Genomic DNA, 21,786 nt, shown 5'->3' on the forward strand with positions numbered 1-21,786 from the left:
AGCTTCACAGAGACCACCAGTATTTGATCAGCCCACCGCTCCCGATAGCAATCCAACGCCCGCATCAAGCTTAACGACGAAAACATTAATATTTCACTGCATTTTCAGCGTGCCTGCGGGCGGAAAATATAGCGCCGCAAAATAAGACTAACGCATCCTATTAGTCTAAATAACATTACTAACGATTACATAACATCACGCGCCCAATCGATTTAAGATAGCCACGACCCATCCTCTTATCCCATCACGCATAAAATCACACCTTCAGCCACCAAACCATATCTTTCAATCACAAATCCAATACATAGTAAACTTTTCAGCTATTTTCTCACCAATTTCAGTCAATAAACTGGTATTAATTTAGCCATCGATAAATATTTCCTTTCGTTTTCTCATTCGAAACTTTCAAAAAATAAACCCAAAAATATACTCAAAAACCTGTCCTAGATAACAGGTTCACACCAAAGCAACGTGGTCGTATTATTTTCGAAAAAATCAAATGCTAATTTCATAAAAAATAAAATCAAACCCATATCCGCATGATGCAACGCAAGAATAACGTTTAGTAGAACTGCAGGAGATTCGGAAATTGCAGAACCACGCATCAATGACGGACGCCATTCTATCTGCGCTGGAGCATCCTCAGTCGGGCGCAGAGCGACACATCGCCATATTTGAGGAAAACGGCGAAGAAAAACGAATCTCCCATGCCAACTTGGCCCGGCGCGCGCTGGCCGTCGCCGCGGCCCTGCGCGAATTGGGCGCGTCACGCAACGATCTCGTCATTCTGGCGCTGCCCGCCTCCATCGACCATCTGCTGCTGCAAACCGGCTGCGCGCTGCTGGGCGCCCTGCCCTGTACCGCGCCGCTGCCGGGCCGGACGCAAGCCGACTCTTCGCGCAACCAGATCCATCTCGCCTGCCGGCTGTTCTCGCCGCGCCTGCTGATCGCGGCGCCGCCTCAGGCCGACATTCTGCGACAGCAACTCGCCGGGCTGCCGGTGCGCGTGCTCTCCACCGCGGAGGTGGAGCTGGCAGCCGAGGCCGCCGGTTCGATCCAGCCTTTCCGCGCCGGCCCGGACGACGCCCACCACGTGCAGCTGACCTCCGGCTCCACCGGCCGCCCCAAAGCCGTGGTGCTGAGCCACCGCAACGTCATCGACAATGTGCGCGGCATCGGCGGCGTCGTCGGCTACGATCCAGCGTGCGGCGACGCCTCCGCCAGCTGGCTGCCGCTCTACCACGACATGGGCCTGGTCACGCTGCTGTCCAATCTTTACTACCAGGCGCCGCTGCTGCTGATGCAGCCGTCCGGCTTCATCCGCAATCCGCTGGGCTGGCTCAAGCGCATCGCCTCCTTCGGCGCCACCACCACGGCCACGCCCACCTTCGGCCTGCAATACTGCGTGCGCCGCTACCGCGCCGCGTCCATGCAGGACGTCGATCTCTCCTGCCTGCGCAACATCTTCATCGGCGCCGAGCGGGTCGACCTGGCCTGCCTGCGGGAATTTTCCCGGGTGTTCGAAGCGCACGGGCTGTCCCGTTCCGCGCTGCAGCCGTGCTACGGCATGGCGGAGACCACGCTGGCCGCCACCATGCACGACGCCACCACCGGCTACGACAGCCAGTCGTTTTCCTATCTGATTCCCGACCGGATCGATTCCGACGCCCTCGTCGCCGAGGCCGTCGCCCGCCCCGCCGACGCGCGGACGCGCGCCGCGGAAACGGTGCTGGCGATGGGCAAGCCGATTCCCGGCATGTCGCTGCGCGTGGTCGACGCCAACGGCGCCGAGGCCGCGGCCCGCAAAATCGGCGAGATCCAGCTGCGCGGCAGTTCGCTGATGTCCGGCTATCTTCCCGCCGAAGGGCAGAACGAGCCCTATCGGCCGGGCGAATGGTTCGCCACCGGCGACCTGGGCTATCTCGCCGACGGCCAGCTGTTCGTGCTCGGTCGGCAGAAGGAAATCATCATCATCCGCGGCAGCAACTATTTCCCCCACGAAATAGAAGACGCGCTGGCCGCCCATCCGCTGCTGGCAGGCGGCAACGCCATCGCCGCCACCGGCGTCTACGACGAAACCCAGGGCACCGAGAACCTGATCGCGATGATCGAGTTCGACCGCGAAGACCAACAAACCGCGCTGCGGGCCGAACTGCAGGCCCTGCTGCGCGAGCGCTTCGGCTTCGGCGCCCACGCCATCGTCTTCGTCGCGAACGGCAGCCTGCCGCGTACCACCAGCGGCAAGCTGCAAAGGCTGAAATGCCGCGGCCTCTACATCGAACAGGCCTTGCGCGACGTGGATCAGGAAACCGCGACGACGGCCTGACGGCGGCGCCAGCGCCCCTCCCTCACAATCAAACGGAAGCCCCATGCACACCACCACTCCGCTGGCGGACGGCGTCGCCGCGCCCGCCACTCAGGCCCCCGGCTTGCCGGAACTGGCCGCCCAGCCTGTCCTGCAGCGGCTGCGCAGCTACGGCGAAATGCCCGCCGGCCTCACCGCCATCGTGGCGCGCGCCTCGGCCCGGCTGCTGGATTCCGACATGCTGATCCGGCAGACGGCGCAGCCATTCGCCGCGCCGGAAGCCAGCGCGCACGCGCCGGTGCCGCTGGAACACCGCGAGCATGCGCTCAGCGAAAGCATACTGGAGCAGATACGCCAAGATGGCCTGGCGCCGCACTACAAGCCCTTCATGCGCACCTTCGCCCGCATCCTGTTTTCGCTGTTCCTGACGCCGGACCAATACGACCGGGCCTGCGCCTGCATAGACAGCGGCAATAATCTGCGCTTCCTGATGAGCGACGCCGGCGGCCCGACGTTGGGCAGCTGGCGCACCGTGGCCCAGCCCGACGGCGATGGCTTCAAGCTGCGCATAGACAAGGTCTGGGGCATGTACGCCAACCTGGACGGCATGGCCATCGTCGCCGCTCGCACGCCGGGCAGCTTCTTCCCGTCCGCTTTCCTGGTCTGGCCCGAACAGTACGCGACGCTGCAGCGCAGCCTCTGCGGCGACAGCTTCCTCGACGACGTGGTGCAGTTGGGCAATGTGCGCGGCGAAGTGACGGTGGCCGCCGCCGACAAGCTGAAGGCCGGCGGCCCGGCGGCTCTGAACAAATACCTGACCACGGTGCGGCCCTTCCTGGTGCGGGCGCTGATGGCCCACGTCGAATGGCTGCATGGCCAGGGACGGCTGCGGCTGGGCGAGGACGAGCGCGCGGCGCGCGACTTCATCGCCGCCGCCGCCCGGTCCAAGACGCAGTCCGGCACCTATGCCGGCGAAGACGTGCACAAGGTGCTGGCGCTGAAATTCGCCTCCAACGAGCTGCTGCTGCATCTGGTGTCCAGCGGCGCCGTCGAGCGCTTCGCCGACCAGCGCGACCTGATGGCCTTCACCAAGATGGAAGGCAGTTCCTACCGCTGCTACCACGAGCTGCGCGCCGCCGCGCGCATCCACCCCGCCTGACCCTACCCAAACGAAGGAGAAACACCATGTCCGAAACCATCAACACCCTGGAAATGCTGCGCAAGGAAACCGCCAAGATCCTGAACGTGGAAACCGTGGACACCCACGTCGGCCTCGGCGAGCTGGGCATCGACTCGCTGAACGTCGTCGAGTTGATCGTGTTCTGCGAGCAACTGTACGGCTCGATCGACCCGGAGCAGTTGAACATCACCCAATTCACCACGCTGGAACAGCTGGACGCCCAGCTGCAGCAGCAGACCGTCTGATCGCCACGCCGAGGCCGGGGACCGCCATGACCGAACCGCAAACGCCGCCCGCATTCCGGGTCGACGTCGTCGCCTACCGCCAGACGGAAACGCCGTTCGTCTCGGCGTCGGCGCCCCTGGCCGAAGCGGCCGCAGAACTCGGCCGCCGCGCAGGCGCCGAGGCCGACCGCCACGCGGCGGGCGCCCGCATCGACGACTACGTCGTCACTTCCACCGTGCTGTCCCAGTACCTGGCCGACGACACCCCGGAAGCGGAACGCTTCCGCCGGGCCATCGCCGACGGCTGCGGCCGCGAGCCGGACTGGATCACCAACGGCTACGAATGCACCGGCTGGGGCTACATCCTCCGCCACGTCAAAGACAAGGCCAGACTGACCGGCCCCCGCCGGCTGCTGCTGCAGATCGTCGACGTCGACATCCACAATTTCGCCTTCTGGCGCGGCACCAGCCGCTGGGGCCGCTCCGGCTTCGGCATCGCCACGCTGCTGCTGGACATCCACCCAGACGGCGGCGATGGCGCGCTGTTGCTGGGCGCCGCGCCGCAAGCGCACGCGCTGACCATGATGGGCCGCGCGCTGGGCCGCTTCACCGAGCCCCGCCCCGGCATCCCGCTGGCGCTGCCATTCTTCCCCGAAGCCACCCGCCATGCGCTGTTCAAGAGCTTCGACGCCGCCGCCGCCCACCCCGACCACTACCCGCGCTTCGGCCATGCCTTCGGCAGCGACCCTTGGCTGTCGCTGCTGGCGGAAATGGAGGCTGGGGAAGATTACGCCGGCGGGCGTTGCGTGCTGGCCTCGCTGGCGCTGAACGGCTATTTCTCCATCGCCGAACTGGCCTTCGCGCCGGACCTGCGCCACTCGCTGGAGGCCGCATGACACCGCAGCAAACCCTGGCGCTGCGCCTGACGCGCAACCCCGACCACGGCCGCGCCGCGCCGTGCGCCAGCGTCAACCTGCCGCTGCTGGAAACGCCGGATTACGCGCGCCGCCACGCCTACGCGCGCGCCAACCCGACGCCGGTGCTGGTCAATCACCGCCAGTACTACGCGCTGCTGGACCGCCTGGTCCGGCAAGCGTGGTCTGGGCTAGGCGAGCGCTGCCGGCTGTTCGTGCAGCTGCGGCTGCCGGCGATGGACCTGGCGCTGCCTGCCTCGCTGCTGGACGCGCGGGTGACGGTGGGCGCCGGCTTGCAACGGGAAGCCGCGCAGCGCGCCGGCCTCGATCCGGCGCCGGTGGCCTGGATCGCCGCCGAGCGCGTGCGCCGCGACCTGTGGGACGCCGGCGACAACACGCTGCGCCTGGCTTTCTGGAACGCAGGCCAGCCCGATCCGGCCGCCCTGCTCCTGCCCGCGCTCGACGCGCTGGCGCCCCGCTTTCTGGATCTGACCGACGGCGGCCCCGCCGCCGACGCCACGCGATAGAGGAATCGATATGCAAGCGACGCTAGAGACGCGGATGGATGCCGCCCAGCCGTATAAATGGAACTTCGCGCTGGACGCGTTCATGTCCGAAAACTACGACTTCGGCGACGACAGCCTGAACGCCATCTACCAGAAAGCCAAGGCCAACCAGTGGGACGTCAACACCGATCTCGACTGGAGCTGCGAGCTGAACGCCGACAACCCGCTGGGCATGCCGGACGGTACGTTGCTGATCTACGGCAGCGATGTCTGGAACAAGCTGGACGCCAAGGGCCGCGCCGAAGTGCGCCACCACTCCCAGGGCTGGACCCTGTCTCAGGTGCTGCACGGCGAACAGGCGGCGCTGATCTGCGCGTCCAAGCTGGCGGTGGCCGAGGAGAGCCTGTCGGCGCGGCTGTGCGCCGCCGGCCAGATCATGGACGAGGCCCGCCACATCGAGGCCTTCGGCCGCCTGGTCAACGACAAGCTGCCGATCAGCTATCCAATGAGCCAGTCGCTGAAGAGCCTGCTGGGCGACACCATCACCAGCAGCCATCTGGACATCACCAATCTCGGCATGCAGGTGCTGGTGGAAGGCATCGCGCTGTCGCTGTTCCAGAGCATCGTCGCCTACACCCAGGACCCGTTCATCCGCGATCTGGTCACCCGCATCCAGCGCGACGAGGCCCGCCACTTCGCCATCGGCCGCATCACGCTGTGCCGCGTCTACAAGGAGATGACGGACACCGAGCGCAAGGAGCGCGAGGAATTCGTCGCCGAGGGCGCCAACACCCTGCACGAACACCTGTGCGCAGACGACATCTGGGAGCCGATGGGCCTGTCGAAGAAGGAGTGCGGACACCTGGTGCGGAACTCCCCGGTCACCAGCTCGATGCGCCGCTCCATCTTCCGCCGCCTGGTGCCCACTATACGCGAGATGGGCCTGCTCAGCCCGCGCGTGCAGCGGGTGTTCGAGCAGCTGCAGGTGATGGACTACGCCGCCATGCCGCTGCCGGCCTGAGGAGGAAAACGCATGACAAGCATCGCCAGCATTCCCGTCCAAATGGGCATCACGGCCGCCGCCTACCATTTTCCCGGCGAGCTGCAGGATATCGAAGCCTGCGCCGGCCAGCACAATTGGCCGGATGCCCGCGTCCAGGCCATCATCCGCTCCGGCTGCCGCCACTTTCACGCCGCGCCCGACATAGGCGAGGTCGAGCTGGCCGAATGCGCGATGGCGCGGCTGTTCGACGAAACCGGCCTCAAGCCGGCCGACGTCGGCGCGGTGATCCATGTGCACACTCAGCTGTTCAGCGTGCCGGCCGCGCCGCGCAGCCTGCCGCTGGAGCTGGTTTCCCGCTTCGGCCTGCGGCCGTTGTGGGCCGGTTCGGTCAACCAGCTGAATTGCTCGTCCAACGCCGCGGCGATCCAGCTGGCCGGCGCGCTGATGGCCAGCCACGCCGAGCTGCGCCACGCCATCATCGTATCGGTCGACCGCGTCTACGGCGAACGCTTCCGCCTGCGCCAGATGTCCGGCATCCAGAGCGACGGCGCCGCCTGCCTGCTGGTCAGCCGCGACTGCGGCCGCAACCGCATCGGCGCGCTGGCGCTGCGCAACTACGGCAAATGGCACCAGGGTTCGGACACCAATGCCGCGGTGGAGCGCGACATGATCAACCTGGAATGGCACTACACCCGCAAAGTGATGCAGCAAGCGGTGGCCGACAGCGGCGTGGCGCTGGAAGACTACGGCTGCCTGCTGCCGCACAACTCCGACCACAAGGGCTGGATCTCCATCTGCAAGGCGCTGGACATCCCGCTGGACAGGCTGCGCGCCGACAACATCCTGCTGAAGGGCCACGCCTGCTGCTCGGACCTGGCGGTCAATCTGGCCGACATCGGCCTGGCCGAAGTGGACGCCGGCCGCCATCTGCTCAGCGTCACCCAATCCAACAGCGGCGCCTTCTCCGCCCTCACCCTGCACCCGGTGGCCAGCCATGACTCAAACTGACGCCCTCTCCATCCCGCTGCCGGAAGACGACCAAGCCATCCAGTGGCTGTGGGACGTCAAGACCCCCGGCTACGTGTTCGACCCGTCCATCGTGCTGGCGCGCTACCGCAGGCTGCGCGAGCTGCTCGACACCGGACTGATCGTGTCGCTGAAGGCCAACTCCAACCTGGAGCTGCTGACGCGCTGCGGCCACGGCTTCGTCGACGGCGTGGAGCTGGCCAGCCTGGGCGAGCTGGACCTCGCCGTCGGCCGGATAGCGGCGACCAAGTACGTCAACAACCCCTCGATGGACGAAACCTTCATGCGCGCCGCGCTGGCCTCGCGCTGCGTCTTCATCATCGACAGCCTGGGCCAGGCCGAGCGGCTGGCCGGCCTGATGGGCAAGCAGCCGGCGCCGCAGACCGTGTTGCGGCTGAACGCGGCCGAGCTGATGCCGGGCCGCCGCCGCGAGCCGGCCGACCATTTCGGCATGAGCCCGCAGGAAGCGCTGCTGGCCGCGGCGGCGCTGAGCCGAGCCGACGTGCCGGTGATCGGCCTGCACAGCTTCGCCGGCTCGCACCAGTTCCGCGTCGACGACAGCGGCGGCGACTCCGCCGACCTCGCCCATGCGCTGGCCGCCTTCGCCGCCGACGCGGCCGGCGCCACGGGCGCGCCGATCGAATTCCTCAACTGCGGCGGCGGCTTCGGCGAGCGCTTCCACGACGACGAGGCCGCTTTCGCCGCCTACCGCGAGCGCCTGGCCCCGCTGCACCGCCGCTTCCGGCTGGTCCACGAATCCGGCCGCGGCATCTTCGCCGGCGCCGGCCTGTTCGCCACCCGCGTGCGTGCGGTGAAGACGCTGGGCGGCCGCGCGGTAGCCGTCTGCGACGGTGGCCTCAGCCACAACTTCCTGCTGGCCCGCACCGAATCCGCGATCAAGAAATACGCGCGGCCCCGGTTGCTGCGCCGCCAGCCAGCCGCCGACGGCGCGGCGACGGCTCCGGCGCAGTACGTCGGCAGCACCTGCAGCCGCGCCGACATCATCGGCTGGCAGCCGGAGGCCATCGCCGCGCCGGGCGTCGGCGACTTGGTGATCTTCGAGCAATGCGGCGCCTACCATCCCAGCTACAGCGTCAGCGGCTTCCTATCCCTGGGCGCGGCCGGGGCCTATATCCACCAGTCCGGAGCAAGCGAATGAACCGCGCCCGCGTCAGCCTCTATCATCTGCTGCAACTGAGCGCCGAGCGCCACGGAGGTCGGCCGGCCTTCGTCCAGGGCGACACGCGCGCCGACTACGCCCGGCTGCTGGCCGACGTCCGCGGTCACGCCGCACGGCTGGCCGCCACCGACATCCAGCCCGGCGACCGGGTGGCGGTGTACGCCGGCAAACAATACGACACCGTGGCGATGATGCTGGCCATCAACGCCCGCGGCGCCATCCTGGTGCCGATCAACCCGCAACTGAAGCCGGCCCAGGTGCGTCACATCCTGCAGGACAGCGGCGCGCGCCTGCTGCTCAGCAGCAGCCCCCGGCTGCAGCGGCTCAAAGAGGCGCTGGACGGGCTGACGCTCGACGCCTGGCGGCTGGAAGCGCTGCCCGAGGCCTCGCTGGCGGCACCGGAGCCAGCGGTGGTCGACAACGACCCTGCCGCCATCCTGTACACCTCCGGCTCTACTGGCCGTCCCAAGGGCGTGGTGCTGTCGCAGCGCAACCTGGTGGCCGGCGCCGACAGCGTGTCGGCCTACCTGGGCCTGGCCGAAGACGACGTGATACTCGGCATCCTGCCGCTGAGCTTCGACGCCGGCCTCAGCCAGTTGACCACCGCGCTGGCCAGCGCCGCCTGCTACGCGCCGCTGGACTTTTTGCAGCCCAACGAAGTGCCCGCCTTCTGCGAGCGCCACGGCGTCACCGCCATCACCGGCGTGCCGCCGCTGTGGATGCAGCTGATGGCCGCCGACTGGCCGGCGCAAACCGGCGCGCGCGTGCGCCGCTTCGCCAATACCGGCGGCCACATGCCGGGTCCGTTGCTGGACAAGCTGCGCCAAGCCTTTCCGCAAGCCAGGCCCTATCTGATGTATGGCCTGACCGAGGCCTTCCGCTCCACCTATCTGCAGCCGGAAGACGCCGCCGCCCGCCCCGGCTCCATCGGCAAGGCCGTGCCCAACGCCGACATCCGCGTGCTGCGGCCCGACGGCGGCGAATGCGCGCCGGGCGAGCCGGGCGAGCTGGTGCACCGCGGCGCCTTCGTCACGCTGGGCTACTGGAACGATCCCGAGCTGACCGCGCACCGCTTCCGGCCGTGGCAAGGCCCGCACGGCCAGATTCCGCGCGGCGACGTCGCCGTCTGGTCCGGCGACATCGTCTACCGCGACGACGAAGGCTATCTGTATTTCGTCGCCCGCGGCGACGACATGATCAAGACCTCGGGATACCGCGTCAGCCCCACCGAGGTGGAGGAAATCCTGTTCGCCTTGCCCGGCGTCCATGAAGCGGCCGCCTTCGGCGTGCCCCACCCGATGCTGGGCGAGGCCATCGTCGTTAGCCTGTACGCGGCGGACGGCGTGGCCGAGGCCGATCTGCTCCGGCTGTGCCGGGAGCGGCTGCCCGGCTATATGGCGCCGCAGCGCCTGGCCTTCCACGCCGAGCCGCTGCCGCGCAATCCCAACGGCAAGATAGACCGCAAAGAGCTGAAACAGCGGCTGATCGGCCTGTTCGCCTCTTCCTCCACCATCAACGGGTGACGCCATGCTCAGAATCCGCGCCATCGCCTCCGCCGTGCCGGAGCGCACCGACTTCCACGGCGTGCAGGCCGCCGAACGCAATTTCGGCTACGGCCATCTGCTGTTCCCGTCCGCCGCCAGCGCGCTGCCGCGCGGCAAGGGCCGGCTGGACGAGGCGGAAAGCCTGCGGCTGATGCCCGGCTCCCCAGCCTCGCTGCCGGTGGCCGAGGCCAAACTCAGCCACGCCGACCTGGCGCTGCAGGCCGTGGCCGCGCTGCGCGAGCAGATCGCCGCCGAGGAACTGGCCGCGGTCAGCCACATCGTCGTCGCCAGCGCCTCGCTGAACCAGCGCATCAACGAATCGGTGGCCGGCCGCGTCCAACACGCGCTGGGCCTGGACGACGCGCTGCCGTTCGCGGTCGGCCAGTCCGGCACCGCCGGCGCCTACAACGCGCTGCCCCTGGTCGACGCGCTGGTTCGGCTCGGCGGCCGCGTGCTGCTGGTGGCCACCGACAAATGGCTGTACCCCTTCTTTCGCGCCTGGGGCGATCTGGTGGCCTACGGCGACGGCGCGGCGGCGATGCTGCTGGACGGCGGCGAAGGCGGCTGGGGGGAGATCGAATCCCACGCCGTCCACTACGGCGAAGCCATCGCCAATCCGTGGGCGCTCGCGCCGGAGCGGCTGGCCGGCCAGCTGCTGCCGCTGGCCCTGGCCGCCGCGCGCGCGGCGCTGGACAAGGCGCGCATCCGCCCGTCCGACATCGACTGCATGCTGCCGGCCGGTTTCGGCCCCGCCTTCGCCGCCCGCGTGGCCGACGAACTGGGCATCGCGCCGGAACGCCGCATGGCGCGCGCGGGTAGCCATCTTTCCAACGCCGATCCGCTGCTGGCGCTGATGGAGCTGCGCGCCTCGCTGCGGCCGGGCCAGCAAGCCACAGCCCTGCTGTGGGACGCCGCGCTGTGTGGCGTCGCCGGCGCCGTCGTGGCCAGGGTTTCCGCCGCGGCCTGAACGCCAACAAGGAAAAACGATATGTCCGCTTACAAAGTCAGCCTGCGCGAACTGCGCTTCTTCCTGTGGGAGCAGAACCAGGCCGCGCGCCGCTTCCTGTCGCGGCCGCCGTTCAACGACAAGGACCGCAACCACTACGACCTCCTGCTGGAGAAAGCGCGCGCCTTCGCCCTGGATCTGGGCCGCGCCTACCAGGCGTCCGACCGCCAGGAATGCCGGCTGCTGGCCAACGGCGAAGTGGAGATCCCGCGCGAGTTCCACCCGCTGTGGCAGCGCTACAAGCAGGAATGGGTGCCGGTGCTGGGCAATGGCGGCGACGTCCACCGCCCAGCGCTGCCGCCCATCGTTCGCCAAGCCATCCAGGAAATGTTCATGGGCGCCAATCCGGCCTTCATGACCTACGGCGGCTTCAACCTGCCTGCGATCAAATTGTTCCGCCTGCACGGCACGCCGGAGCAAAAGGCCGTCTACCTGGACAAGCTGCAGCGCCACGAATGGGACGCCTGCTTCTGCGCCACCGAGGCCCAGGCCGGCAGCGACCTGACCGCGGTGAAGACGCTGGCCGAGCCGCTGGAACAGGACGGCGTCTACGCGGTGACCGGCGAGAAGGTGTTCATCTCGGCCGGCATGCACAGCCTGACCGACAACACCGTCTACTTCGTGCTCGGCCGCCTGGGCAACGCCGGCGGCAGCTCCTACTCGCTGTCCTGCCTGCTGGTGCCGCGCTTCTGGCCGAATCCGGAAACCGGCGAGCTGGAGGAAAACTTCGTCGAGTGCGCCGAGCTGCCGGTGAAGATGGGCCTGAAGGGCTGCGCCAATACCCGGCTGGTCTTCGGCCGCCAGGGCGTCACCCGCGGCGTGCTCTTGGGCGGCCGCAAGAACGCCGGCCTGCTGCAGCTGATCCCGCTGATGAACCAGGCGCGCATCAGCACCGCCGTCATCGGCCTGGGCCTGGCCTCGTCGGCCTATCTGCACTCGGTGGAGTTCGCCGCCAAACGCCTGCAAGGCCGCGCGATCGAACGCACCTCGGATAGCGGCGCGCCCAGCCTGCCCATCGCCGAGCACGGCGACGTGCAGCGGATGCTGCTGGAGATGAAAGCCCGCGTCGAAGGCTGCCGCGGCCTGTTGGGCAAGCTCACCGCCGCCTCCACCGAGGCCTTCGCGCTGGAGGCCGAGGCCGCGCCGGACGAGATGAAGGTGGAGAAACAGCGCAAGCTGGTCCAGCTGCTGACCCCGGTGTGCAAGGCTTTCGTCTCGGACCAGGCCTGGCGGATCTGCGAACTGGCGATACAGGTGCACGGCGGCATCGGCTACACCGACGCCTACCCGGTGGAGCAGAACGCGCGCGACGTGAAGATCCTGTCGATCTGGGAAGGCACCAACTACATCCAGGCGCAGGATCTGGTGCGCGACAAGCTGGGCTTCGGCCGCAACTCCCGCCTGATCAAATATCTGCGCGAGGAACTGGACGCCTTCCTGGAAAACGCCGACGCCTCCGCCGAATCGGCGCCGCTGTCGCGACAGCTGGACGAGGCGATGGCCGCCGTGGAAGCGGCGCTGGAGCGGATAGGCGAGGCGGTGCGCGACGGCCGCATGCGGGAGAGCAGCCAGTTCTACACCCGTTTCCTAGAAATGCTGGGCTACACCGTCTCCGGCTGGACGCTGCTGGAAGGCGCCCATCTCGCCGCGCGCGCGCTGGAGCGGGAGCTGCCGCAGACCGAGGCCGCCTTCTACCGCGGCAAGCTGAAAACCGCCCGCTATTTCTTCGCCAATATCCTGCCGACCGTGCACCTGCACGGCCGGATCATCGCCGACCTGCCGGCCGCGGCCGTCGCCGTCGCCATCGACGAACTCGCCCAGGAGGACCGCCATGACGCAGACCGTCGCCACGCCGCCATCTGAGGCCGCGCCGCAATCGCTGTTCGGCGGCCCCCGCACCTTGTACCGCGGCACGGACATCGACGGCGCCACCATCGAGCCCAACGAGGGCCTGTGGGTGCGCGGCAGCAATCTGAACGAATTGATAGGCGGCATCGATTTCGCCAGCGCGCTGTGGCGGGTGTGGTTCGGCGAGATGCCGGAACCCGCCGTCGCCGAATCGGTGGACGCCGCGCTCGCCGCCGTATCCGAGGCGCTGGTCGGCGAAGCCGGCCGGCCCGCCATCGCCGCGGCGCGGACAGTGGCGGCCAGCGGCGCCGGCATGGTTCAAGCCGCCGCCTGCGGCTTCCTGGCCGACCTGTCGGCGCTGGAGAACGTCGCCCGCGAACAGGCGGCCGCCAGCGGCCTGCCGGAGGACGAGGACTTCATCCAGGGCCTGGCCGCCATCGCCTGCGCGCCGGTCTTCCTGGCGGCGGCGCTGAGCGGCGAGGCCGAGGCCGGCGGCGGCCGCCACGCCGAGCGGGTGCTGGCCGCGATGCGCGCCGTCCGCCGCGATGAGACCGCCATCCGCGTCGTCGATGCGCTGCTGGTGGCCTGGCACGCCGGCTTCGGCTACATCACGCCGACGGTGCTGGTGCCGCGCGTCGCCATCGGCACCGGCGTCACCCTGACGCAGGCGGTGGCGGCCGGCTTCATGGCCAGCGGCCCCAAGCACGTCGGCGCCGCCGAGGAGGCGCTGGCCTGGCTGAAAGCCATCGGCCCGGACGCCGGCGACGACGCGGTCCATGCCGCCGTCGACGCCGCGCTGGATTCGCCCGGCCAGCTGTTGTTCGGCTTCGGCCATCCGCTGTTCGTCGAAGACCCGCGCCCGCCGCGCATCCGCGCGCTGTTCGCCGAATGGGGCTTCGAAGGCCCGCATATCCGGCTGTTCGACCTCGCCTGCCGTCGCGCGCTGGAGCGCAAGGGCCTGCGGCCCAACATCGACTTCATCACCGCCGCCGCGCTGCTGGACCTGGGCGTGGAGGAACCGCGCTGGGGCGTGGGCCTGGGCCTGTGCGCCCGCGTCGCCGCGATGGTGGCGCACGCGATAGAACGCCGCGACCGGCCCGCCTTCGGCGTCAGCAGCAAGGCGGCCCGGAAGTTGTTGGCCACCGTCCCCGTCGGCTGGCTTTGAACGCGACCAAGCCGCTCGCCACCCTGTTTGTTTAATTGGAGAAACCCGATGCTACTGAAAAACCTCCGTCCCGCCGACGAGTACGACCGCTTCGCCTCCCAGGCGCTGGAGCCGTGGGACGTGCTGTTCGTCGCCCGCATCCGCCAGCTGGCCCGCGACATGACGCCCGGCGCGCTGGTCGACATCGGCACAGCCACCGCCGTGGTGCCGGTGCGCCTGGCCGCCGACCCGGTGTTCAAGGACTGGCGCTTCGTCGGCCTGGACCTGGATGAAACCATGCTGGACGGCGGCCGCCCGCGCATCGCCGAGCTGGGGCTGGAAAGCGTGATCGAGCTGAAAGTCGGCGACGCGCAGAACCTGCCGTTCGCCGACGGCAGCCTGGCGATGGCGGTCAGCCGCGCCACGCTGCACCACCTGCCGGACAAGCTCAAGAGCCTGACAGAAATGTACCGCGTGCTGCAGCCGGGCGGCATCGGCCTGGTGCACGACATGCGCCGCGACGTATCGCCGGCGCTGCTGGAAAAATTCACCCAGATGCGCGCCGCCGTCGGCTACCCGCCCACCCACGTCGAGGAGAAGGTGACGCTGGACGAGGCGCGCGCGCTGGTGGCCGAGGCCGGCCTCGCCGATTGCAGCGCGGTGACCAGCCCCGGCATCGGCCTGGGCGCGCTGGGCTTCGAAATCCTGATCCGCAAGCCGCTGCCGGCCTGAGCGAGGAGAAGACGATGGAACATGCCGCCGATACGGCGCCGCGCCGCCGGCTCGCCCTGGAAGACGATGGCCGGGTGGACTGCCGCCCGCTGTCGCCGTGGCGGATGCCGCTGCTGATCACGCCCAGGGAGCAAGCGCTGCGCGACAACCCGACCGCGGTCGCCGACTGGTACCGCGGCAGCCTGCCGGCGCTGGAGCAGGCGTTGCTGGAATACGGCAGCCTGCTGCTGCGCGGCTTCGCGCTGCGCGACACCGCCGATTTCCAGACCATCGCCGGGCTGCATCCGGAGCACGCCTTCGGCTATATCGGCGGCGCCACGCCGCGCCGCAATATAGACGGCAAGGTCTACGAGTCCACCCGCATCCCCCCCTCGCTGAAGATAGGGTTGCACCAGGAAAAGGCCTATATGGCGCACTACCCGCGCAAACTGGCCTTCTTCTGCAAACAACCGTCGGACAGCGGCGGCGAGACCGTGATCTGCGACATGCGGGCGGTGACGCGGCGGCTGCCGCCCGAGCTGGTGGAGCGCTTCCGCGCGCGCGGCATCCAGTACCTGCGCAATTTCCGCCGCCCGAGCGCCGACGGCGAGCCGCGCAACTCCACGCTGCGCGAATATCACCGTCCCTGGGACGACGTATTCCAGAGCGACGATCCGGCCCGCATCGAACAACTGTGCCGCGACACCGATCTGGACTACCGCTGGCTGGACGATGGCAGTCTGACCGTATCCCACGTCGGCGGCGCCACCGCGCGCCATCCGGCCACCGGCGAGGAAATCTGGTTCAACCAGCTGTCCACCCAGCACAACAACGCGCGCTCGATGGGCGCGGCCGGTTACGAATACATCCGGCTGCTGTACCGCGACCGGCCGGCGCGGCCGTACGAAGTGAGGATGGGCGACGGCGAGGCCATCGCGCCGGAAGACATCGCGCCGGTCTACGACGCGCTGGAGGCCGAGGAAATCGCCTTCCCCTGGCAGCGCGGCGACCTGCTGCTGCTGGACAACATCGCCGTCGCCCACGGCCGCAACCCCTTCCAGGGCCCGCGCGAAATCCAGGTCGCGCTGTTCGACTGAGCCGTCCCGCGCGCCATCCGGCGCGCGGCCATGCCAAGCAAGATGAAGGAAGATGTCCATGTTTCCTCCGCGATGGGTCCGTTCCTATCTCATCCACGCCGCCGCCTTCGCGCCGGCGATCGCCTTTCTGCTCTGGGGCCGTTTCGGCCCCGGCGACGCCGGCGCGCGCTGGGCCGCCGCCTACCTCGCCGGCGGCCTGCTGGCGCTGCCGCACGCGGCCTGGCTGCTTAAGCGGCGAGCCGGCAGCTGGATCGCGCTCGGCGTCGATCTCTACCTGGCGATAGGCGGACTGCTGGCCCTGGCCTCGGCCCAGGCGGTCGATCTGTGGGGGCGCGGCTACGGCGCCGCGCCGGCGCTGGCCTCGGTGTTCGCCATCGGCCTCGCCGCCACGCTGTTGTCGCCGCTCGGCTTCATCGGCGAGCCGCATCCGGATCCGGAACAGGTGCGGCGAATGTCCGCCTGGCTGCTGCTGGCTTCCGGCCTGGCCGCCGGCATCGCGCTGTGGCTGCGCGCCGATCCGCTGCTGGGCGGCGTGGCGCCGGTGCTGGCGGTGCTGCTGATCCGCGGCCGGCTGGCGCAACAGCTGGCGCTGGCGAGGTAAGGCGCGATGGACGCCGCCCTGCTCGCCCCCGCCGCCGGGCTGGACGCTTTCCTGGCCGAAGCCGCCGCGCTGCTGCCGCCGGACGCGCTGCTCTACGGCGACGCCTGCGCGCCCTACCAGGCCGACGCGTCCAGTTGCCGCGGCCAGGCCGCCGCCGTGCTGCTGCCGTCCGACGCCGCCGCCGTCAGCGCGCTGCTGCGCGCCGCGGTCCGCCACCGCGCGCGGCTGGTGCCGCAGGGCAATCTCAGCGGCCTGGTCGGCGGCGCGGTGCCCGATGGTTCCGGCCGCCAGGTGGCGCTGTCGCTGGCGCGGATGCGCCGCCTGCGCGCCTTCGACCCGCTGAACCGCAGCGCGGTGGCCGAGGCCGGCATGCCGCTGTCGGAGCTGAACCGCCAACTGGAGCCGCACGGCCTGTGGCTGCCGATCGACGTCGGCAGCGACCCCGCCGTCGGCGGCCTGGTCGGCTCCAACACCGGCGGCAGCCGGCTGCTGCGCCACGGCGACGTCCGCCGCAATCTGCTGGGGCTGGAAGTGGTGCTGGCCGACGAGCAGGGCAGCGTGCTGGATCTGACCGCCCCGCTGCGCAAGAACAACGCCGGCATCGATCTCAAGCAGCTGTTCGTCGGCAGCGGCGGCGCGCTGGGCGTGGTCACCGCCGCGTCCTGGGACCTGAAGCGGCGCGACGCCTCGACGCTGACGCTGTTCGCCGCGCTGCCCGGCCGCGAGGCGGCGCTCGCGGCGCTGGACGCCTGCGAGCAACGCTTCGGCGAGATGCTGTCGGCGTTCGAGGTGATCGGCGCGCCGGCGCTGGCCGTCACCCTGCGCCACTTTCCGGCGCTGCGCCATCCGCTGGCCGATTCGCCGGCCGGCTGCTACGCGCTGGTGGAAATCGCCAGCGCGATGCCGGGGCTGGACGCGCTGCTGCGGGAACAGGCCGAATCGCTGCTGGCCGGCCTGCATGAGCGCGGGCTGGTCGCCGACGCCGCCTTCGCCCGGCCGGAGGCGCTGTGGCCGCTGCGCGACAGCCTGCCCTTGGCGCTGGCGGCCGAGGGCCTGCCGCTATCGTTCGACGTCGGCCTGCCGCGCTCGCGGCTGCCTGCCTTCCACGCCGCCGCCGAGCGCTGGCTGGCCGCCGAGCATCCCGCGCTGCAGTTGTACGACTTCGGCCACTTCGGCGACGGCGGCTGCCATTTGATCGCCCTGCTGCCGCGCGAACACGCCGCCGCCTACGGCCCGGCCAAGCTGGCGGTGCTGAAAAGCGGGCTGTACCGGCTGGTGGCCGAGCACGGCGGCAGCTTCAGCGCCGAACACGGCGTCGGCCCGCTGAACGCGGCGTTCTACCGCAAATTCGCCGACGCCGGCGCGCAGCGGCTGGCCGCCGGGCTGCAACGGCTGCTGGACCCGTCGGCGGCGCTGGGCCGCCACCGCTACGACTGAGTGGGACGTTTTCCGTTGTCGAACCCGGCTTGCAAGCAAGCCCAACAGACAGGAGTGCGCAACCGTGAATGATGGCCAGACCGTCAACTATCGCCGCAAATACGCCGCCGAGGCGCAAGCGCTGCAACGCATACACCCCCTGCGCAGCCTGTGGCTGATCGCCCGCCAGTGGCTGGCCATCGCCGCCGCGCTGGCGCTGCCCTTCATCGTCCTGGAGCTGCAGGGCGGCGTCGACGCCCTGTCGGCCGCCGGCTGGGCCGCGGTCGCCGCCTGCTTCGCGCTGTCCTTTTTCCTGGTCGCCTGCAAGCAGCACGCGCTGGGCATCATCATGCACGACGCCACCCATTACCGGCTGTTCTCCAACCGCCGCCTGAACGAGCTGGTCAGCAACTGGCTGTGCGCGTTCCCCGCCGGCATGGTTACCTCCTGCTACCGGCGCGGCCACCTGCCCCATCACGTGTTCACCAACCGTCCCAACGACCCGTACTGGGCCAGGCTGGTAGAAGACCCCGCCTACCGCTTTCCGCAAAGCCGCCAGTCCTTCCGCCGCCTATTGCTGCGCGACCTGCTCTGCCTGAACTTCGCGGCCTGGCGGCCTATCCTGCGCTACTGGACCGGCTGGGGCGCCGTCATCGACAACCGCGAGAAACTGCTGACCCGCTCAGAGCGGCTGCAATTCGCCGCCTTCTGGCTGATCGTCGCCGCGGCGGCCATCGCCAGCGGCGCCTGGCCCTGGCTGATCGTCCTGTGGCTGCTGCCGCTGCACACGCTATGCCTGGCGTTCATGCGCGTCCGCATCGTCGCCGAGCACAATCTGGACGACAGCGGCCCCGAGCTGTCCCACACCCGCCACGTCGACGCCGGCTGGCTGGAGCGGCTGACTTTGGCGCCGCTGAACATCAATTACCACATCGCGCACCATCTGTTTCCCTCGGTGCCGCTGCACAACCTGCCGCGGCTGCACGCGCTGCTGCTGCGGGACCCTACTTTCCGCGCCCAGGCCATGTTGTGGCCCCGGTATTTCGGCAAGAACGACAAAGGGCTGATGAACAGCCTGCTCCGCTAGCGTCCTTCCACCCCTCACACGACAACAAGGTGCCCCATGACCGCAACCGAACTCCTGGACGCCCCCGTCTCGCACAGCGACGCGCCTGACTGGCAGGAAATGTACGACTTCGTCAAAGCGCGCGAATCCGGCGCCCGCACCTATGCCAACTCCATCGACACGGTGATCGAGCGCGGCCGCCTGGCCCGCGTCTTCGACCGCGCCGGCCGCGAGTACCTGGATTGCCTGTCCTGCGCCGGCACGCTGGCCACCGGCCACAACCACCCGCAGGTGCAGGCGCGGGTGATCGAATTCCTGCAATCCGGACACGTGACCCAGGCGCTGGACATCACCACGCCGGCCAAGTACCGCTTCCTGCGCAAACTGCTGGAATGCCTGCCGCCGGACTTCGCCCGCCACGTCCGCGTCCAGAGCTGCGGCCCCAGCGGCGCCGACGCGGTGGAAGCCGCGATCAAGCTGTTCAAGACCGCCACCGGCCGCCGCGGCGTATTGGCCTTCCACGGCGCCTACCACGGCATGACCGCCGGCGCGCTGGCGCTCACCGGCAATCTCGGCGCCAAGCGCCAGGTGGCGTCCTTGATGCCCGACGTGCATTTCCTGCCCTATCCCTATTCCTACCGCTGCCCGTTCGGCGTCGGCGGCGAGCGCGGCGAAGACATCTCGCTGGCCTACATCGAGCGCACGCTGAGCGATCCGGAAAGCGGCATCATCCCGCCGGCGGCGATGATAGTCGAAGCGGTGCAAGGCGAAGGCGGCGTGATCCCGGCCTCGGCGCGCTGGCTGCGCGGCATCCGCGACATCACCGCGCGGCTGGGCATTCCGCTGATCATCGACGAAATCCAGACCGGCTTCGGCCGCACCGGCCACATGTTCGCCTTCGAGCACGCAGGCATCGAGCCGGACGCGGTGGTGATCTCCAAGGCGGTCGGCGGCGGCTTCCCGCTGGCGCTGCTGCTGTACCACGAGAAATACGACGCCTGGCAGGCCGGCGCCCATGCCGGCACCTTCCGCGGCAACCAGATCGCGATGGCGGCTGGCGCCGCCGCGATGGAAGTGATCCAGTCCGAACAACTGGTGGCTCAGGCGGGCGCCAAGGGCGAGCGCCTGGGCGCCGCGCTGCGCGGCTTGGCCGAGCGGCTGCCCATCATCGGCGACGTGCGCGGCCGCGGCCTGATGTGGGGCGTGGAGATCGTCGACCCGGCCGCGCCGGCAGACGCGCTGGGCAGCCGCCCGGGCGACGGCGAACTGGCGCGGGCGATCAAGAAGCGCTGCCTGGCCAATGGCCTGATCATCGAAACCGGCGGCCGCCATTCGGCCGTGCTGCGGCTGCTGCCGCCGTTGGTGATCAGCGAGGACGAACTGGATGAAGCGGTAGAGAAGCTGGAGCGCTCGATGCGCGAGGCGATGGAGGGCTGATGGACATCCGCGGAGAAATGCTGATAGGCGGCGAGCCGGTCTACGGCCGCGAAGGCGCGCTGCGCGCGCTGGACCCGGCCAGCGGCGAGACGCTGGCGCCCGCGTTCGGCTGCGGCGGCGCGGCCGACGCGGAGCGCGCCTGCCTGCTGGCGGGCCAGGCCGCCGCGCCTTTCGCCGCCGCGGACGGAGAAACGCGGGCGCGCCTGCTGGAGGCCATCGCCGCCGGCCTGCTGGCGCTGGGCGGCGCGCTGCTGGAGCGGGCGGCGCGGGAAACCGGCTTGCCGCAAGCGCGGCTGATCGTCGAACGCGGCCGCGCCGTCGCCCAGCTGCGCCAATTCGCGCGCGCCGCGCGCCAGGGCCTGGATGCCGGCGCGGCGCTGGAACCAGGCCAGCCCGACAAATTGCCGCCGCGCCCCGACCTGCGCGTCCGGCGCGTGCCCATCGGGCCGGTGGTGGTATTCGGCGCCGGCAACTTCCCGCTGGCGTTCTCGGTGGCCGGCGGCGACACCGCCTCGGCGCTGGCCGCCGGCTGCCCGGTGGTGGTCAAGGCGCATCCAGCCCATCCCGGGGTATCTGAATTGACCGGCCGGGTCATCCGACAGGCCGTCGCTGACTGCGGCCTGCCTGGCGGCGTGTTTTCGCTGCTGATCGCCGATGGCCACGCGCTGGGCCGGCAATTGGTCGAACACCCGGCCATCGCCGCCGTAGCCTTCACCGGCTCGCGCCGCGGCGGCGAAGCCCTGATGCGCGCGGCCGCGCTTCGTCCTCGGCCGATTCCGGTATACGCCGAGATGGGCAGTCTGAATCCGGTGCTGGCGCTGCCGCATGCGCTCGCCGCGCGGGCGGAAGCCATGGCCGCGGGCTGGGTGGACGCGCTGGCGCTGAACGCCGGCCAGTTCTGCACCTGCCCGTCGCTGCTGCTGGCGGTGGAGGGAGAGGATCTGGACCGGTTCCGCCGCGCCGCGGCAAACGCGGCGGCGGCCAAACCGGCGGACGCCATGCTGACGCCGGCCATCCACGACGCCTACCAGAGCGCGCTGCACCGGCTGCGCCATACCCCGGGCGTCGCCGAGCTGGCGTCCGGCCAAGCCGGCGGCAGCCCGTACGCGGCGCAAACGGCGCTGTTCGAAATAGACGCCGCCGGCTTCGCCGCGCGGCCGGAACTGGCCGAGGAAGTTTTCGGCCCCTGCGCGCTGATCGTCGCCTGCCACGATCAAGATGAATTGTTGTCGATCGTGGCCGGCCTGGACGGCCAGCTGACCGCTACGCTGCATATGGACGACGCCGACCTGCCGCTGGCGCGCCGGTTATTGCCGCTGCTGGAAGCGCGGGCCGGCCGGGTGCTGGCCAACGCGTTTCCCAACTGGGTGGAGACATCGCCGGCCATGGTGCATGGCGGACCGTTCCCCGCGGGCTCCGACAGCCGCGCCACCTCGGTCGGCCTGGCCGCGATGGACCGCTTTCTACGGCCGGTATGCTACCAAAACCTGCCGGCGGCGCTGCTGCCGCCGCAGCTGGCCGACGACAATCCGCTGCGGCTGTGGCGGCGGGTGGACGGCGACTGGCGCCGGGACTGAG

19 protein-coding genes are annotated in these 21,786 nt (G+C 69.4%); all 19 read left to right on the forward strand.

The features are described 5' to 3' along the window. Window positions 1–607: 607 nt before the first annotated feature. The gene (locus tag ACX17K_RS06620; protein WP_493774192.1) at window positions 608–2,326 is read left to right on the forward strand and encodes an AMP-binding protein; all 1,719 of its coding nucleotides are present in this window, start codon (window positions 608–610) and stop codon (window positions 2,324–2,326) included. Window positions 2,327–2,369: 43 nt separating this feature from the next. After that, the gene (locus ACX17K_RS06625; RefSeq protein ID WP_493774193.1) at window positions 2,370–3,464 is read left to right on the forward strand and encodes a hypothetical protein; all 1,095 of its coding nucleotides are present in this window, start codon (window positions 2,370–2,372) and stop codon (window positions 3,462–3,464) included. Between the two features lie 26 nt (window positions 3,465–3,490). Then, complete coding sequence (locus tag ACX17K_RS06630; protein WP_346194064.1) at window positions 3,491–3,730, forward strand: acyl carrier protein; 240 nt, start codon at window positions 3,491–3,493, stop codon at window positions 3,728–3,730. Between the two features lie 26 nt (window positions 3,731–3,756). Further along, window positions 3,757–4,605, forward strand: coding sequence for a hypothetical protein (locus ACX17K_RS06635; RefSeq protein ID WP_493774194.1), 849 nt, complete (start codon window positions 3,757–3,759; stop codon window positions 4,603–4,605). Continuing rightward, a complete protein-coding gene (locus tag ACX17K_RS06640; RefSeq protein WP_493774195.1) occupies window positions 4,602–5,150 on the forward strand; it encodes a hypothetical protein in 549 nt (182 codons plus the stop codon). Before ACX17K_RS06635 ends, ACX17K_RS06640 begins: the two co-directional genes overlap by 4 nt. A 10-nt stretch (window positions 5,151–5,160) precedes the next feature. Then, complete coding sequence (locus tag ACX17K_RS06645) at window positions 5,161–6,150, forward strand: ferritin-like domain-containing protein (protein WP_347369403.1); 990 nt, start codon at window positions 5,161–5,163, stop codon at window positions 6,148–6,150. Window positions 6,151–6,162: 12 nt separating this feature from the next. Beyond that, on the forward strand, window positions 6,163–7,140 hold the full coding sequence (locus tag ACX17K_RS06650; RefSeq protein ID WP_493774196.1) for a beta-ketoacyl-[acyl-carrier-protein] synthase family protein: 978 nt from the start codon (window positions 6,163–6,165) through the stop codon (window positions 7,138–7,140). After that, on the forward strand, window positions 7,127–8,317 hold the full coding sequence (locus ACX17K_RS06655) for a type III PLP-dependent enzyme domain-containing protein (RefSeq protein ID WP_493774197.1): 1,191 nt from the start codon (window positions 7,127–7,129) through the stop codon (window positions 8,315–8,317). Before ACX17K_RS06650 ends, ACX17K_RS06655 begins: the two co-directional genes overlap by 14 nt. Beyond that, window positions 8,314–9,861 (forward strand): acyl-CoA ligase (AMP-forming), exosortase A system-associated, encoded by a 1,548-nt coding sequence (locus ACX17K_RS06660; protein ID WP_493774198.1) that lies wholly within the window; start codon window positions 8,314–8,316, stop codon window positions 9,859–9,861. The genes ACX17K_RS06655 and ACX17K_RS06660 overlap by 4 nt, the downstream gene beginning before the upstream one ends. A gap of 4 nt (window positions 9,862–9,865) precedes the next feature. Continuing rightward, the gene (locus tag ACX17K_RS06665; protein WP_493774199.1) at window positions 9,866–10,849 is read left to right on the forward strand and encodes a hypothetical protein; all 984 of its coding nucleotides are present in this window, start codon (window positions 9,866–9,868) and stop codon (window positions 10,847–10,849) included. 21 nt (window positions 10,850–10,870) lie between these two features. After that, window positions 10,871–12,751: an acyl-CoA dehydrogenase C-terminal domain-containing protein gene (locus tag ACX17K_RS06670; protein WP_493774200.1), complete on the forward strand. Its 1,881-nt coding sequence runs from the start codon at window positions 10,871–10,873 to the stop codon at window positions 12,749–12,751. Further along, window positions 12,720–13,901 (forward strand): citrate/2-methylcitrate synthase, encoded by a 1,182-nt coding sequence (locus ACX17K_RS06675; RefSeq protein WP_493774201.1) that lies wholly within the window; start codon window positions 12,720–12,722, stop codon window positions 13,899–13,901. Before ACX17K_RS06670 ends, ACX17K_RS06675 begins: the two co-directional genes overlap by 32 nt. A gap of 48 nt (window positions 13,902–13,949) precedes the next feature. Then, window positions 13,950–14,612 carry a class I SAM-dependent methyltransferase gene (locus ACX17K_RS06680; protein WP_493774202.1) on the forward strand — a complete coding sequence of 221 codons (663 nt, stop codon included), beginning with the start codon at window positions 13,950–13,952 and terminating at the stop codon, window positions 14,610–14,612. A gap of 14 nt (window positions 14,613–14,626) precedes the next feature. Further along, window positions 14,627–15,688 carry a TauD/TfdA family dioxygenase gene (locus ACX17K_RS06685; RefSeq protein ID WP_493774203.1) on the forward strand — a complete coding sequence of 354 codons (1,062 nt, stop codon included), beginning with the start codon at window positions 14,627–14,629 and terminating at the stop codon, window positions 15,686–15,688. Between the two features lie 58 nt (window positions 15,689–15,746). Continuing rightward, on the forward strand, window positions 15,747–16,289 hold the full coding sequence (locus tag ACX17K_RS06690; RefSeq protein ID WP_493774204.1) for a hypothetical protein: 543 nt from the start codon (window positions 15,747–15,749) through the stop codon (window positions 16,287–16,289). Window positions 16,290–16,295: 6 nt separating this feature from the next. After that, a complete protein-coding gene (locus ACX17K_RS06695) occupies window positions 16,296–17,726 on the forward strand; it encodes an FAD-binding oxidoreductase (protein WP_493774205.1) in 1,431 nt (476 codons plus the stop codon). Between the two features lie 64 nt (window positions 17,727–17,790). Next, window positions 17,791–18,792: a fatty acid desaturase family protein gene (locus ACX17K_RS06700; RefSeq protein WP_493774206.1), complete on the forward strand. Its 1,002-nt coding sequence runs from the start codon at window positions 17,791–17,793 to the stop codon at window positions 18,790–18,792. Window positions 18,793–18,828: 36 nt separating this feature from the next. Next, window positions 18,829–20,208, forward strand: a complete 1,380-nt coding sequence (locus ACX17K_RS06705) for a diaminobutyrate--2-oxoglutarate transaminase family protein (protein WP_493774207.1) — start codon at window positions 18,829–18,831, stop codon at window positions 20,206–20,208. After that, window positions 20,208–21,785: an aldehyde dehydrogenase (NADP(+)) gene (locus ACX17K_RS06710; RefSeq protein ID WP_493774208.1), complete on the forward strand. Its 1,578-nt coding sequence runs from the start codon at window positions 20,208–20,210 to the stop codon at window positions 21,783–21,785. Before ACX17K_RS06705 ends, ACX17K_RS06710 begins: the two co-directional genes overlap by 1 nt. Window position 21,786 lies beyond the last annotated feature (1 nt).

The organism is Chromobacterium sp. INPA-IVC, assembly GCF_059047085.1.